This is a genomic window from Streptomyces sp. NBC_00859 (assembly GCF_045161865.1).
Taxonomy (GTDB): Bacteria; Actinomycetota; Actinomycetes; order Streptomycetales; family Streptomycetaceae; genus Streptomyces.
Map to the genome: position 1 here is coordinate 5,485,473 of NZ_CP108826.1, position 15,385 is coordinate 5,500,857.

9 protein-coding genes are annotated in these 15,385 nt (G+C 70.1%); all 9 read left to right on the plus strand.

The genetic code is table 11. The annotated features are described in order from the left end of the window. The first annotated feature begins 185 nt into the window (after positions 1-185). The 9 genes from OG584_RS24010 (at position 186) to rfbB (ending at position 15,313) form a co-directional block, all read left to right on the plus strand. Positions 186-4,331: an Rne/Rng family ribonuclease gene (locus OG584_RS24010; RefSeq protein ID WP_405780802.1), complete on the plus strand. Its 4,146-nt coding sequence runs from the start codon at positions 186-188 to the stop codon at positions 4,329-4,331. A gap of 361 nt (positions 4,332-4,692) precedes the next feature. After that, positions 4,693-5,013 (plus strand): 50S ribosomal protein L21, encoded by a 321-nt coding sequence (gene rplU, locus OG584_RS24015; RefSeq protein ID WP_164265538.1) that lies wholly within the window; start codon positions 4,693-4,695, stop codon positions 5,011-5,013. Between the two features lie 11 nt (positions 5,014-5,024). Beyond that, positions 5,025-5,279, plus strand: a complete 255-nt coding sequence (gene rpmA / locus OG584_RS24020) for a 50S ribosomal protein L27 (protein WP_164265539.1) — start codon at positions 5,025-5,027, stop codon at positions 5,277-5,279. Positions 5,280-5,402: 123 nt separating this feature from the next. After that, on the plus strand, positions 5,403-6,842 hold the full coding sequence (gene obgE, locus OG584_RS24025) for a GTPase ObgE (protein WP_356825791.1): 1,440 nt from the start codon (positions 5,403-5,405) through the stop codon (positions 6,840-6,842). A 259-nt stretch (positions 6,843-7,101) separates the two neighbouring features. Then, entirely contained in the window at positions 7,102-9,126 is a 2,025-nt protein-coding gene (locus OG584_RS24030) for a glycosyltransferase (RefSeq protein ID WP_405780804.1), read from the plus strand. Positions 9,127-9,310: 184 nt separating this feature from the next. Then, on the plus strand, positions 9,311-10,816 hold the full coding sequence (locus OG584_RS24035) for an SDR family NAD(P)-dependent oxidoreductase (RefSeq protein WP_405780806.1): 1,506 nt from the start codon (positions 9,311-9,313) through the stop codon (positions 10,814-10,816). 191 nt (positions 10,817-11,007) lie between these two features. Then, positions 11,008-13,110, plus strand: a complete 2,103-nt coding sequence (locus tag OG584_RS24040) for a hypothetical protein (RefSeq protein ID WP_405780808.1) — start codon at positions 11,008-11,010, stop codon at positions 13,108-13,110. Between the two features lie 149 nt (positions 13,111-13,259). Continuing rightward, positions 13,260-14,327: a glucose-1-phosphate thymidylyltransferase gene (locus OG584_RS24045; RefSeq protein WP_405780810.1), complete on the plus strand. Its 1,068-nt coding sequence runs from the start codon at positions 13,260-13,262 to the stop codon at positions 14,325-14,327. Further along, a complete protein-coding gene (gene rfbB / locus OG584_RS24050; RefSeq protein WP_405780812.1) occupies positions 14,324-15,313 on the plus strand; it encodes a dTDP-glucose 4,6-dehydratase in 990 nt (329 codons plus the stop codon). Before OG584_RS24045 ends, rfbB begins: the two co-directional genes overlap by 4 nt. Positions 15,314-15,385 lie beyond the last annotated feature (72 nt).

The following is a 15,385-nucleotide window of genomic DNA, read 5'->3' on the forward strand; positions in this document are numbered from 1 at the left end:
GGGCAGCGCACTGACCAGAAGACTTTCGCCAGGCCGTACGTACATCGCGTAGGGAACCGGCGAGCCAGACATCAGCTCCCGTGCGGCGCCCGCGCCCCGGACGAGCGGAACCGCGTATCTGACGCGGACCGTGCCGGACCGGACACAGACGCGGCGCCCGGGAGCGTGACGGGAGAACCGCCCGCATGCAGACGTCGAACGATTCCGGTAACACCGGAGCGAACGAAGAGACCAGCCCCAGCGACACGCTGCCCCCGCGCCGTCGGCGCAGGGCCGCGTCGCGGCCCGCAGGCCCTCCGGGCGGTGCGCAGAACGCCACCGCCGAGGCGGCCGAAACAGTGACGCCGGCCATACCGGCCGCGGAGAGCACCCCGGCCGGATCCGGTGCAGCCGAGCCCGCGCCGCCCACCCGGCGCCGCGCGACGCGCAAGGCGACAGCCCCCGCGGGCTCCGCCAAGAACGCTGAAGCCGCGCCCGCGCCCGCCGAGGTGGCGGACGAGACGCCCGCCGCCGAGCCCGCGCCCCGTGGCCGCGCCCGCCGCCGTGCCTCCGCTCCCGCGGGCGCACCGCAGGCCGAGCCCGCCGCGGAGACCGCCGAGCCGGCCGGAGACGCGGCGCCCCCGCGGTCCCGCCGCCGCGCCACCCGGTCCACCGGCGCGCCCGTGGACGAACCGCAGACCACTCAGGCCATCGCGGCCGCTGCTGAGCCGGAGACCGCTGTGGCCGAGAAGACCGTGCCGAACGCCGATTCGGGTGAGACGGCAGCGACGCAGGATGCCGCTCCGGCGCGTACCCGTCGCCGCGCGACCCGTAAGGCCACCGCGCCCGCAGGCGCCCCGAAGAGCACCGAGGCTCCGGCCGCCGGCGCAGCGGACACCGGCGCCGGCCGGGACGCGGACGACACGTCGAGCGCCCCCGCCGAGTCCGCTGAGGCCGCGGTGACGCAGGATGCCGCTCCGGCGCGTACCCGTCGCCGTGCCACCCGTAAGGCCACCGCGCCCGCGGCGACCGATGAGCAGGCCGAGCAGGCACCGCAGGCCGTCGAGGCCGATGCACCCGCCGCCGAGGCCCCGCGCGGCCGTAACCGCCGCCGTGCCACCTCGCCCGCTGCCACCCCGGCGCCCGAGGCCGTCCAGCCGGAGGCCGCCGGTGAGAGCCTGCCCGAGGCCGTGGCCGAGGTGCTCGCCGAGGAGACCGAGGCCGCGCCGCGCGGACGCAAGCGCCGCAGGGCCGAGTCCCCGCAGTTCACCGCTGTCGCCGAGAAGGAGAAGGCGCAGCGCCCCTCGGAGCCCGCCGAAGCAGCCGAGCCCGGCCGCTCGCGCCGCCGTGCGCAGCGCCCCGCCGTGGCCGTCTTCCAGGCGCCCGTCTTCGCCGAGCCGATGTTCCAGACACCGGAGACCGCGGCAGCCGCCGCGGCCGCCCGCCCGGCCGAGTCCGCCGAGGCCCCCGAGCCCGCTGAGGACAACGGGCCCGCCGAGCAGCCCGCCAAGGCTCCCGAGCAGGCCGAATCCGCGTCGCAGGGCGGCACGCGCGGCCGCCGCCGCCGTCGCCGGGGCGAGGCTCCCGAAGCGGAGAAGGCTCCCGAGCAGGTGGCCGCACCCGTGGCCGAGCAGCCCGCAGCCGAAGAGCCCGAGGCCGACGAGCAGTCCGCCGACGACGCGCAGCACGGCGACGAGTCCGACGAGTACGGTGACCGGCCCTCACGCCGCCGCCGCAGGGGCGGCCGCCGCCGCCGTCGCGGCGAGTCCGGCGAGCCGGACGAGCACGGCGACCACAACGATCACCAGGACGACGAGGCGGAGGCTTCGGACGAGGCTGACACCCGCGAGGGTTCGTCCTCCGCAGCGTCCGCGGGTCCTGACGACGAGGAGGACGACGACAACTCCGCGTCGGGATCCAGCAGCAGCCGCCGTCGCCGTCGCCGCCGCCGTCGCAGCGGTGACTCGGGCACCGACGCCGACGCCGTGGCCGACGACCCGGAGCGCACGGTCGTGAAGGTCCGGGAGCCGCGCAAGAAGGAAGCCGAGCGCGAGCCCGGTACCGGCTTCGACGAGGTCCAGTCCATCAAGGGCTCCACCCGCATGGAGGCGAAGAAGCAGCGCCGCCGCGAGGGCCGTGAGCAGGGCCGCCGCCGGGTCCCGATCATCACTGAGGCGGAGTTCCTGGCGCGCCGCGAGGCCGTCGAGCGCGTCATGGTGGTGCGCCAGCACGGCGAGCGCACCCAGATCGGCGTCCTCGAGGACGACGTCCTGGTCGAGCACTACGTCAACAAGGAGCAGGCCACCAGCTACGTCGGCAACGTCTACCTGGGCAAGGTCCAGAACGTGCTGCCGTCGATGGAGGCCGCCTTCGTCGACATCGGCAAGGGCCGCAACGCTGTCCTGTACGCCGGTGAGGTCAACTTCGAGGCGCTCGGCATGGCTCACGGGCCGCGCCGTATCGAGACCGCGCTGAAGTCGGGCCAGTCGGTCCTCGTCCAGGTGACGAAGGACCCGATCGGCCACAAGGGCGCCCGCCTCACCAGTCAGGTCTCGCTGCCCGGCCGCTACCTGGTCTATGTGCCCGAGGGCTCGATGACCGGCATCAGCCGCAAGCTGCCCGACACCGAGCGCGCCCGGCTGAAGACCATCCTCAAGAAGATCGTTCCCGAGGACGCGGGCGTCATCGTGCGCACCGCGGCCGAGGGCGCGAGCGAGGACGAGCTGCGCCGTGACGTCGAGCGGCTCCAGGCGCAGTGGGAGGACATCGAGAAGAAGGCGAAGAGCGGCGGCAGCAGCAATGCCCCGACGCTGCTCTACGGCGAGCCGGACATGACCGTCCGGGTCGTCCGCGACATCTTCAACGAGGACTTCTCGAAGGTCATCGTCAGCGGTGACGACGCCTGGGCCACCATCCACGGCTACGTCGCCCACGTCGCCCCCGACCTGGCCGACCGGCTCTCGCGCTGGACGTCCGAGGTCGACGTCTTCGCGACGTACCGCATCGACGAGCAGCTGATGAAGGCGCTGGACCGCAAGGTCTATCTGCCCAGCGGCGGTTCGCTGGTGATCGACAAGACCGAGGCCATGGTCGTGGTCGACGTCAACACCGGCAAGTTCACCGGCCAGGGCGGCAACCTGGAAGAGACCGTCACCAAGAACAACCTGGAGGCGGCCGAGGAGATCGTCCGCCAGCTGCGGCTGCGCGACCTCGGCGGCATCGTCGTCGTCGACTTCATCGACATGGTGCTGGAGTCCAACCGGGACCTGGTGCTGCGGCGCCTGCTGGAGTGCCTGGGCCGGGACCGTACGAAGCACCAGGTGGCCGAGGTCACCTCGCTCGGCCTGGTGCAGATGACCCGTAAGCGGGTCGGGCAGGGCCTTCTGGAGTCCTTCTCCGAGACCTGTGTCCACTGCAACGGGCGCGGTGTCATCGTCCACATGGAGCAGCCGACGGCCGCCGGTGGCGGCGGTAAGCGGTCCAAGAAGCGCGGACGCGGCGCGGCCGGCGGCGACCAGGAGCACACGGCCGACCACGAGCACACGGCGGACCACGGTCACGACGAGGCACACGGCCACGAGACGGACAACGAGTACGCCGACGCGGCCGATGTGACGCGCGAGGCGGACGGCCAGGACAGCGCGGACAGCTTCGTACCGGACGAGGAGCTGTACAGCAGCCCCGCCGAGGCGGAGGAGGCCGCCACGCGCAGCCGTGGCCGCCGCAGGGCGACCCGCAAGGTGTCGGCTCCGGCCGGCGCGCCCAAGGGGGCGCAGCAGGAGGCCGCAGCGCAGTCCGCCGATGCCGGTCCGGCCACCGAGCAGCAGTCCGCTCCCGAGCGGGCCGCTGAACAGCCCGCAGCGCAGCAGCCCGCCGCCGCTGAGCCGGCCGTCGAGCCCGAGCCGGCCCAGGCGGCCGCTCCGGCCCGTGGCCGCCGCAGGGCGACCCGCAAGGCGACGGCCCCGGCCGGTGCGCCCAAGGCAGCCGACGAGGCCGCGGAGATCGTGGTCGACGAGGCCCCGGCCGCCGTGGCCGAAGAGCCGCAGGCCCCCGCCGAGCCGGTCGCCGACGCGGCTCCGCCGCGGGCCCGCCGCCGCGCGACCCGTAAGGCCACCGCCCCCGCGGGCGCGGCCGACGCGGCTGTCGTCGTGGTCGAGGCCGGTGACGAGGCGCCTGTCCAGTCCGACGCGGAGGCCGAGGTCCCGGCCAAGAAGGCGGCCGCGCGCAAGACCGCCAAGAAGGCGCCCGCGAAGAAGGCCGCGGCCAAGAAGACCGCGGCCAAGAAGACGACCGCGGCCAAGAAGGCGCCGGCCAAGAAGGCGACGAAGAAGACCGTCGCCGCCGAGGAGTAGTCGGCGCCGGGGGTCACGGCCTCCACCGAGGACTGACTCACGTCGTCCCGTACGGCGTGACGCGGACGGGTGCGGTTCTCCTCCGGGAGGGCCGCACCCGTCCGCGTTCACGCCTGCCCGGCGCCGTCCCGGCCGGGGGCCACGGGCGCGCCCAGCCCCCGGCCGGGGGCTGGTTTGACCCCCCGCACGCCGACCCGTAGCCTTAGCCGTCGGCGTGTTTCCCTGAACGCCACACCTCTGAGCAACTCCCTTCCGGCTCCGCCGGTAGAGGCCGCTCGTCCAATCCGGATCGTCGCGGGTCTCCGGACCCGTGTGAGCGGCTGGCATCAGAGGGCCGATTCCGAGCGAAAGAGAGATCCGCGTGTACGCCATCGTGCGCAGCGGTGGTCGCCAGCACAAGGTTGCTGTCGACGACATCGTTGAGGTTGACAAGATTCCCACCGCCAAGGTTGGCGACACGGTCGAGCTCTCGACCCTGCTCGTGGTCGACGGCGACGCCGTCACCAGCGACCCGTGGGTGCTTGCCGGTATCAAGGTCCAGGCCGAGGTCGTGGATCACCACAAGGGCGCGAAGATCGACATCCTTCGCTACAAGAACAAGACCGGCTACCGCCGTCGCCAGGGTCACCGCCAGCAGTACACGGCGATCAAGGTCACCGGTATCCCCGCGGCTGCGAAGTAAGGGACTGAGACATGGCACACAAGAAGGGCGCATCGTCCACTCGGAACGGGCGCGATTCCAATGCTCAGCGGCTCGGCGTGAAGCGCTTCGGCGGTCAGGTCGTCAACGCCGGTGAGATCCTGGTCCGCCAGCGCGGCACCCACTTCCACCCGGGCACCGGCGTCGGCCGTGGCGGCGACGACACGCTGTTCGCGCTGAACCCCGGTTCGGTCGAGTTCGGCACGCACCGCGGCCGCAAGGTCGTGAACATCGTTCCGGTCGCCTGATCCCCAGGCTGCCGTAGAGCGATCTGTCGAGGGCGGACCAGGTTTCCCGTTGCTTACGGGAAGCTGGTCCGCCTTTGTCGTGTTACAGGTAAGACAATTCCGTATGTTTCTGGAGGCACACCCATGACCACCTTCGTGGACCGCGTCGAGCTGCATGCCGCCGCGGGTAGCGGGGGCCACGGCTGCGCCTCCGTACACCGTGAGAAGTTCAAGCCGCTCGGTGGGCCCGACGGCGGCAACGGCGGCCGTGGCGGCGACGTCATCCTCGTCGTCGAGCAGGCGGTGACCACGCTGCTCGACTACCACCACAGCCCGCACCGAAAGGCCACCAACGGCCAGCCCGGCGCCGGTGACAACCGGTCCGGCAAGGACGGGCACGACCTCGTGCTGCCCGTGCCGGACGGCACCGTCGTCCTCGACAGGGCCGGGAACGTCCTCGCTGACCTGGTCGGCCAGGGCACCACCTTCGTCGCGGGCCAGGGCGGCCGCGGCGGCCTCGGCAACCACGCGCTGGCCTCGGCCCGCCGCAAGGCGCCCGGGTTCGCGCTGCTGGGTGAGCCGGGGGAGTCCCGGGACATCGTCCTGGAGCTCAAGACCGTCGCGGATGTGGCGCTCGTCGGCTACCCGAGCGCCGGCAAGTCCTCGCTGATCTCCGTGCTGAGCGCGGCCAAGCCGAAGATCGCGGACTACCCGTTCACCACCCTCGTCCCCAACCTCGGTGTGGTGACGGCCGGTTCGACCGTCTACACCATCGCGGACGTCCCCGGGCTGATCCCCGGAGCCAGCCAGGGCAAGGGCCTCGGCCTGGAGTTCCTGCGGCACGTCGAGCGCTGCTCGGTACTCGTGCACGTCCTGGACACCGCGACGCTGGAGTCGGACCGTGACCCGCTCTCCGACCTCGACATGATCGAGGAGGAGCTCAAGCTGTACGGCGGCCTGGAGAACCGGCCCCGTATCGTCGCCCTCAACAAGGTCGACATCCCGGACGGCCAGGACCTCGCCGACATGATCCGCCCGGATCTGGAGGCACGCGGGTACCAGGTCTTCGAGGTCTCGGCGGTGGCCCATCTGGGCCTCAAGGAGCTGTCGTTCGCGCTGGCCGGCATCATCGCCGAGGCGCGCGCGGCGAAGCCCGCCGAGGAGGCGACCCGGGTCGTCATCCGTCCGAAGGCCGTCGACGACGCAGGCTTCACGGTCAGCTTCGAGGAGGAGGAGGGCGTCTACCGCGTACGGGGCGAGAAGCCCGAACGCTGGGTCCGCCAGACCGACTTCAGCAACGACGAGGCCGTCGGCTACCTCGCCGACCGGCTCAGCCGTCTCGGCGTCGAGGACCAGCTGATGAAGGCCGGTGCCCGTGCGGGCGACGGCGTGGCCATCGGCGCCGAGGACAACGCGGTCGTCTTCGACTGGGAGCCGACCATGATGGCGGGCGCCGAAATGCTCGGCCGCCGCGGCGAGGACCACCGCCTGGAGGCCCCCAGGCCCGCGGAGCAGAAGCGCCGGGACCGGCAGGCCGAGAAGGACGAGTCGGACAAGGAGTACGACGAGTTCAAGCCGTTCTAGCCGAAACGCACAGGTTCTGACGGAACCGCTCAGAATCCCCCGAGACCCGGGAACGCCCAGGCGTTCCCGGGTTTTCGTCTGTCCCGGACGTATCCGCGGCGCCATTTCCACGACTTTTTACCGAAAGTGCACAACCCATGGTTGCTAATGCCTGTCTTGCTAGCGGGTGGGAGACCAACCGCCCATGAACGCGGGCCTGCGATGTCATGGCGGGGGTTGTGCACCGGCCCGGAGAATCCGAAGCGGAGTAGCGGGACAGATGAAGATCTCCTTCCTCATTCACACGGTCTACGGGATCGGCGGCACGATCAAGACCACGCTGAACCTCGCCGAGGAGCTCGCCGACCGGCACGAGGTGGAGATCGTGTCGGTCTTCCGGCACCGGGAGATCCCACTGTTCAGGATCGACTCCCGCATCACCGTCGTGCCGCTGGTCGACACCGACCCCGAGTCGGCGGGCAACGAGCTCAAGACCGCCGCCCACCAGCAGCCCTCCCAGTGCCTGCCGTCGGCGGAGGCGCGTTTCAAGGAGTACAGCAAGCTCACCGACCAGCGCGTGCGGGAGCACTACGCCGCGTCGGACGCGGACGTCGTCATCGGTACCCGGCCCGGACTCGTGGCCTACGTCGCGCAGTTCGCGCCGGTCGGCGCGGTGCTCATCGGCCAGGAGCACATGACGCACAACCACCACAAGCAGGCCCTGCGGTCCCAGCTGTACGAGCACCTGGCCGCGCTCGACGCCTTCGTGACCGTCTCCGAGGGCGATGCGGCGGTGTACCGGGAGAAGATGCCCCTGCCCGCCACCCGGGTGCTCTCGATCCCCAACAGCGTTCCCGAACCGCCGGTCGCGCCGTCCGACGGCAGCGGCACCACCGTGGTCGCGGCCGGGCGGCTGGCGCCCGAGAAGCAGTACCACGTACTGGTCGACGCCTTCGCCGATGTGGTGGCCCAGCGTCCCGACTGGACCCTGCGGATCTACGGCGGGGGCAGCGAACGGCAGAAGCTCCGGGAGCGGATCGACGCCAGAGGCCTGCACAACAGGATCAACCTGATGGGCCCCCACTCGCCCATCGAGCCCGAGTGGGCCAAGGGCGCCATCGCGGTGTCCACCTCCCGCCACGAGTCCTTCGGCATGACGCTCGTCGAGGCCATGCGCTGCGGGCTGCCTGTCGTCTCGACCGACTGCGACTACGGGCCCCGCGAGATCATCGAGGACGGCGTGGACGGACTCCTGGTGCCCGTCGGCGACAGCGCCGCAGTCGCCGCCGCCCTGCTGAAGCTCATCGCTGACGAGGAGCTGCGCCACCGGATGAGCGCGGCCGCGCTGGCCAACGCGAGGCGCTTCGACCCCAGCCAGGTGACCAAGCAGTACGAGGAGCTCTTCGACGCCCTGCGCGAGCAGGCAGCGCGCCGCGCGGGACGGCCGGCGTTCGTACCGGAGGCGGACTGCGTCGTGCGTCCGGACGGTGAGCTGACCGTCCGGCTCGTACCGGACGGCCCGGACACCGCGGCGTACGACGGGCTGCGCCTGCTCTGCTCGCGCACCGACGACCGCGGTGACCAGCGGTCGTACCCCTTCGACGCGCAGGGCGTCGCGGTCGTCCCGGCCGGCGGGGAGTTCGCCGAGGGCGTCTGGGACTTCTACGCCGAGACGCCCGGCACCGGGCGGCGGGTACGGATCACGGCCCGCTCCGTCGACCAGCGCGGCGCGATGCGCGCGGCGCAGGGCGACGAGGGGGTCCGCAACCAGGTCGCGTACCGGCTCAAGGGCAGAGGGTTCCTGACCATGCGCAGCTGGGACAGGCCGGTACACGCCGAGGCCGGGGACATCGCCGTCGACGGCGCCGAACTCACCGTGTCCGGAACGCTGATGGGCGCGGGTGCCATCTCCGGAGACCCGGTCCTGCTGCTGCGCCGCCGCGGCGGCACCAGCGAAGAGCTCGCCTTCGCCGGCAGCCGTCAGGGCGCGGACGGCTTCCGGGTCACCTTCTCGGCCGCAGGACCCGCCTCGCGTCAGCTCACGGTCAACGACTACTGGGACCTGTGGCTGCGGTACGCACCGCAGGCGAAGCCCGTGAAGGTCGGCCGGATACTCGACGACGTCGTCGACAAGAAGGGCATTCACTCCTACCCCCCGGCGGTACTGCGCAAGAGGCGCCCCTGGGGCGCGCTGCGCAAGGCCGTGCGCAAGGTCCGGGGCAGGCCGCAGCAGTGGGTCAGGGTGCGCCCCTACTACACGGTCAGCAATGACCTTGCCCTCACTGTGGCGGACATCAAGCCATGAGTTACCCTCGCACCCTGTGGCGTCGGTCACGCACAGTGGCTGGGGGGTTCCGAGTCACTTTCCTGCCCTTAGGGTGAACAGGCGGTATCGCAGGGGTTGTGGAGGCTTGGCGTCCACCTTGCGAGACGGTCACGGAGAGTGCGACCATCATACCGTTCCCTCGTCATCGCAAGGTAGGTCGTCTGTGTCTGTGCAGCACAAAGCAACCAAGCCCCGGACTACAGCAGTCGTTCTCGCCGGTGGTACCGGCCAGCGCGTGGGTCTGTCGATCCCCAAGCAACTGCTGAAGATCGCCGGGAAGGCTGTCATCGAGCACACCCTGACGATCTTCCAGCAGGCGGATTCCATCGACGACGTGATCGTTCTGATGGCTCCGGGGTACGTGCCCGACATCGAGAAGATCGTCGCCAAGTCCGGCCTCACCAAGGTCACCCGGATCATCGAGGGCGGCACCACCCGCAACGAGACGACCGAGCGCGCCATCACGGCCCTCGGTGAGGGCCTGGCGGAGGGCGAGGACCGTAACGTCCTCTTCCACGACGCCGTACGCCCGCTGCTCTCGCAGCGCGTGATCAAGGACTGCGTGGACGCGCTGGAGCGCTACGAGGCCGTCGACGTCGCCATCCCGTCCGCGGACACGATCATCGTGACCCGCACCCACGGCGGTGACGGCGAGTTCATCACCGAGGTCCCGGACCGCTCCCGGCTGCGCCGCGGACAGACCCCGCAGGCCTTCAAGCTCTCCACCATCCGCAGGGCGTACGCCGTCGCGGCGGGCGACCCGAACTTCCAGGCCACCGACGACTGCTCGGTCGTGCTGAAGTACCTGCCGGACGTGCCGATCTACGTCGTCGCGGGCGACGAGTACAACATGAAGGTCACCCAGCCCGTCGATGTCTTCATCACCGACAAGCTGTTCCAGCTGGCCTCCACCGCGTCCCCGCGCCAGGCCGACGAAGCCGCCTACCGTGAGCTGCTGACCGGCAAGACCCTGGTGGTCTTCGGCGGTTCGTACGGCATCGGTGCGGACATCGCCGCCATCGCCGAGTCCTACGGTGCCAAGGTGTACGCGCTGGGCCGCTCCACCACCGGTACGCACGTCGAGAACCCCGAGCACGTCGACGACGCGCTCTCCAAGGCGTACTCGGAGACCGGCCGGATCGACTACGTGATCAACACCGCGGGCGTGCTGCGCATCGGCAAGCTGGCCGAGACGGACAACACGACGATCCAGGAAGCGCTGAACGTCAACTACCTGGCGCCGGTGCAGATCGCGCGCGCCTCGTACAAGTACCTGGCGGAGACCAAGGGCCAGCTGCTGCTCTACACGTCCAGCAGTTACACCCGCGGCCGTGCCGAGTACAGCCTGTACTCCTCCACCAAGGCGGCCATGGTGAATCTCACCCAGGCCCTCTCGGACGAGTGGGCGGGGGACGGTGTCCGCGTCAACTGCGTCAATCCGGAGCGCACGGCGACGCCGATGCGCACCAAGGCATTCGGCCAGGAGCCCGAGGGCAGCCTGCTCTCCTCCGAGGCCGTGGCCCGTACCTCGCTGGACGTGCTGCTCTCCGAGCTGACCGGCCATGTCATCGACGTACGCCAGCAGGACCCGACGCGCGACGCCAGCGCGGAGGCCTCGGGCTTCGAGCAGGCCCTGGCCTCAGTGCTGGACCGTCAGGAAGATGTGTAATACTTCCTGAGCATAAGTGGACGTTTCTTTTCGGGCCTCTGTGATCGCGTCGCGCGAATCGCAGAGGCCCGAATGCGTGAAGCCCAGCCTTCACATTTTCCCCAAATAAAGCATCCGGTGAATCTCCGGATCAAATGCCCCCGAATCAATACACCCCGAATAAAACCGGCACCCCCTGGAGCAGGTTCTTCGTGATTTCGACCGCCATTCGACTGGCGCGCGTAGGCAGCCGGTCCGAGCTGATCGCCGCAGCCTTCATGGGACTCAGCTACCCGTGCGTGATGATCGCCGCGCTGATCCCCAATATCTGGTTCTTCGCCGCGGCCACCGCTGTGACCTACGTGTCCGACTGGTTCCTGCACCAGCGCCGCAGTTACCTCATCAACCGCCTGGCCAAGGTCCGTGCCGGCCTGTCGATCCGTTTCCTCCTGCGCGAACTGCTGCTCATCCTGCTGCTCGCCCGCCTCCAGCTGGCCGAGCAGACTGTCTATTACGCCGCCGTCGCCTGTTTCCTCCTCTTCTACGGTCTCCAGGCCGCACACGGCACGCTGACCACCCTGATCCGGCTGCGCCGGGTCATGCCGGTGGTCACGCGGAACGTCGACCTCGGCGCCGTCCCGATCCCCCAGCCCCCGCCGCGCCGGCTGCTGAACCGTGCCGCGGAGAAGATGCTCCACCTGGACGTCTTCGCCATGGCCGGGCTGCTGGTCGCCGCCAAGACCGGTACCGACGACTACGGCTACCTCGGCATACTCCTCACGCTGGGCCTGGGTGTCCTCTACATCGCCGGGCTCGTCCCGTACATCCTCAAGGGCCGCCGGGTCCCCTCCGCCGCCACGGTGCTCGCAGGGCTCGACGGCTGGCTGGGCGAGTACCGGCCGACCGTCGTTCTCTACTTCTCCGGCTCCAGGGACTCCGCCTATCAGGTGAACATGTGGCTGGACACGATGGCCCAGGTCGAGGGCCGCCCGCTGATCATCCTGCGGGAGCGCGCCATCGTCTCGCAGCTGGCCTCCACCACGGTGCCCGTGGTGTGCGTGCCCGGCGGTGTGCACCTGATGAACATGGATCTCTCCACCGTGCGCGTCGCGCTGTACGCGGCGAACGTCGGCAAGAACATCCACATGCTCCGCGTACCCACCATCAAGCACGTCTTCATCGGACACGGCGACAGCGACAAGCTCGCGAGCGTCAACCCGTACAGCAAGGCGTACGACGAGGTGTGGACCGCCGGCCGGGCCGGACGTGACCGCTACGCGCTGGCCGACGTCGGCGTGCGTGACGAGGACATCGTCGAGGTGGGACGCCCCCAGCTGGCCCCCATCGCGAGCTGGACCGGCGCCCCGAAGCAGCAGATCCCGACCGTGCTGTACGCCCCCACCTGGGAGGGCTGGGACGACAACCCGGGCAACACCTCGCTGCTGCTGGCCGGGGAGAACATCGTCAAGCGGCTGCTCGGTGCCGACAAGCCGGTCCGGGTGCTGTACAAGCCGCACCCCTTCACCGGCACCCGCAGCGCGCACGCCAAGGCGGCGCACCTGCGGATCACGGCGATGGTCGAGAAGGCCGCGGCCGAACGTGCGGCCGAGCCCCGCTGGACCGAGAAGGCCGCGGCCGGGGCCGCCGACCGTGCCGCCGCGCAGGCCGAGCTGACCCGGATCGACGCCAGGCTGGCCGAGCTGGCCGAACGCGGGCGCGTGGGCGCCGACGAATCCGAGAAGTCCCGGACCGCCCTGGCCGACCCGGAGCGCGACGACGAGACCGCCGCACTGCGCTCCGAGTGGAACAGCGCGTACTGGCGGACCTTCGGCTACTGGGAGCACCGCGTCATCACCGGCGGCCAGCCGCATCTGTACGACTGCTTCAACGAGTCGGACGGAATGGTCTCGGACATCTCCAGCGTCGTCTCGGACTTCATCGCGAGCGGCAAGCCGTACGCGGTCACCGACTCCGCCGAACTGGGTGTCGAGGAGTTCAAGCGGCAGAACACCGCCGTACGGGCCGCGGTCATCCTGTCCAACACGGCCGAGGAGATCGACCGGCTGCTCACCGCGATCACCACATCGTCGGCGGACCCGCTCGCCGACGGCCGGCGGGAGCTGAAGGAGTATCTGCTCGGCCCCGACGAGCCGACCTCGATGGAGCAGTTCAACGCGGCGGTGCGGGCGCTCACGGTCAAGGCCGACGCCCGTAACCTTGCCGTCGCCCAGCGCACGTCCGCAGTCGAGCCGGAGTCCGCACCGGGCCTCAACGACTCGGACGCGACCGGCGTCGATTCGGCGGTCGGTGGCTGACACCCGCTCAGGAAAAACCGCTCGTACGGCCGTTCGCGCTTTCGCGCGGACGGCCGTACGGCGTTGTGCTAACGGTTTCGCAACAGGAAAGCGGATAAAATTCCGCAGTACCGATCAAGCCAGACCGACAGCTCGCCAGGGACCGAATCGTGAAGGCTCTTGTACTCTCCGGTGGCGCCGGCACCCGCCTGCGCCCCATCACCCACACCTCAGCGAAACAGCTCGTGCCCGTTGCCAACAAACCCGTGCTGTTCTACGGGCTGGAGGCAATCGCCGCCTCCGGTATCACCGACGTCGGCATCGTCGTAGGTGACACGGCCGAGGAGATCCGCGACGCCGTGGGGGACGGATCCCGGTTCGGCATCGAGGTCACCTACATCGAGCAGGAGGCACCGCGCGGCCTGGCCCACGCCGTGCTCATCTCGCGTGACTTCCTCGGCGACGAGGACTTCGTGATGTACCTCGGCGACAACTTCATCGTCGGAGGCATCACCGACCTGGTCGACGGCTTCCGCACCGCCCGGCCCGAAGCCCAGATCCTGCTCACCAAGGTGCCCAACCCGACATCGTTCGGTGTGGCCGAACTCGACGGCGAGGGCCGTGTCGTCGCGCTGGAGGAGAAGCCGGAGGTCCCCAAGAGCGATCTCGCGCTCGTCGGTGTCTACCTCTTCACGCCGGCGGTGCACGAGGCCGTCCGGTCCATCGAGCCGTCCTGGCGCGGCGAGCTGGAGATCACGCACGCGATCCAGTGGCTGATCGACCAGGAGCGTGACGTGCGCTCCACGACGATCTCCGGCTACTGGAAGGACACCGGCAACGTCACCGACATGCTGGAGGTCAACCGTGCGGTCCTGGAGACCGTGGAGCCCTGCGAGGACGGCGAGGTCGACGAGGCGAGCGAGGTCATCGGGCGGGTCAGGATCGAGGCGGGCGCCCGGATCACCCGCAGCCGTATCGTGGGCCCCGCGATCATCGGGGCGTGGACGGTGATCACGGACGCGTATGTCGGTCCGTACACCTCGGTCTCCGAGAGGTGCCGGATCGAGGACAGCGAGATCGAGTACTCCATCGTCCTGCGCGACTCCTCGATCACCGGGGTCCGCAGGGTGGCGGCCTCGCTGATCGGCCGGGGCGTCGAGGTGACGCCTTCGCCCCGCAGCCCAGCAGCGCACTGCCTTGTACTCGGTGACCACAGTAAGGTTCAGATCTCTTCATGACGAACAGGATTCTGGTGACCGGCGGCGCCGGTTTCATCGGCTCGCACTACGTCCGCACGGTGCTCGGCCCGCAGGGGCCCGGTGGCATCTCGGTGACCGTGCTCGACAAGCTCACCTACGCGGGCAACCCCGCGAACCTCGACGAGGTCAGGGACCACCCCGGATTCTCCTTCGTCCAGGGCGACATCTGCGACCCCGCGCTGGTCGGCAGGCTGATGGCCGAGCACGACCAGGTGGTGCACTTCGCCGCCGAGTCCCACGTGGACCGGTCCATCGACGGTGGCGCCGAGTTCGTCGTCACGAACGTGCTCGGCACCCACACCCTGATCGACGCGGCCCACCGGGCGGGGATCAAGACCTTCGTGCACATCTCCACCGACGAGGTGTACGGCTCGATCGACGAGGGTTCCTGGGCCGAGACCCACGCACTCGAACCCAACTCCCCGTACTCGTCGGCCAAGGCGTCGAGCGATCTGATCGCGCTCTCCTACCACCGCACCCACGGCCTGGATGTACGCGTCACCCGCTGCTCCAACAACTACGGGCACCACCACTTCCCGGAGAAGGTCATCCCGCTCTTCATCACCAACCTGCTGGACGGCAAGTCCGTCCCGCTGTACGGCGACGGAGCGAACGTGCGTGACTGGCTGCACATCGACGACCATGTGCAGGGCATCGAACTGGTCCGCACGAAAGGCCGGGCGGGCGAGGTCTACAACATCGGCGGCGGCACCGAACTCTCCAACAAGGAGCTCACCGGGCTGCTCCTGGAGGCCTGCGGCGCGGACTGGGACACCAGCGTCGAGTACGTGGCCGACCGCAAGGGCCACGACCGGCGGTACTCGGTGGACTGCGCCAAGATCCGCGCGGAGCTCGGGTACCGGCCGCGCAAGGACTTCGCGGACGGTCTCGCCGAGACCGTGCAGTGGTACCGGGACAACCGGGCCTGGTGGGAGCCGCTCAAGGAGCGGGCCGCGCTCGTCTGACGCGCCGCGACACGGGCGACCGCTTCCCGCAGGCGGCACAGGCAGCAGAAGTTCCAGAGAACAGGTGTGAGA

Bases quoted from the DNA above. Each gene is read 5' to 3' on its own strand.
- obgE (WP_356825791.1), top strand. From the start codon at position 5,403: ATGACCACCTTCGTGGACCGCGTCGAGCTGCATGCCGCCGCGGGTAGC.
- rfbB (WP_405780812.1), top strand. From the start codon at position 14,324: ATGACGAACAGGATTCTGGTGACCGGCGGCGCCGGTTTCATCGGCTCG.
- OG584_RS24030 (WP_405780804.1), top strand. From the start codon at position 7,102: ATGAAGATCTCCTTCCTCATTCACACGGTCTACGGGATCGGCGGCACG.
- OG584_RS24010 (WP_405780802.1), top strand. From the start codon at position 186: ATGCAGACGTCGAACGATTCCGGTAACACCGGAGCGAACGAAGAGACC.
- rpmA (WP_164265539.1), top strand. From the start codon at position 5,025: ATGGCACACAAGAAGGGCGCATCGTCCACTCGGAACGGGCGCGATTCC.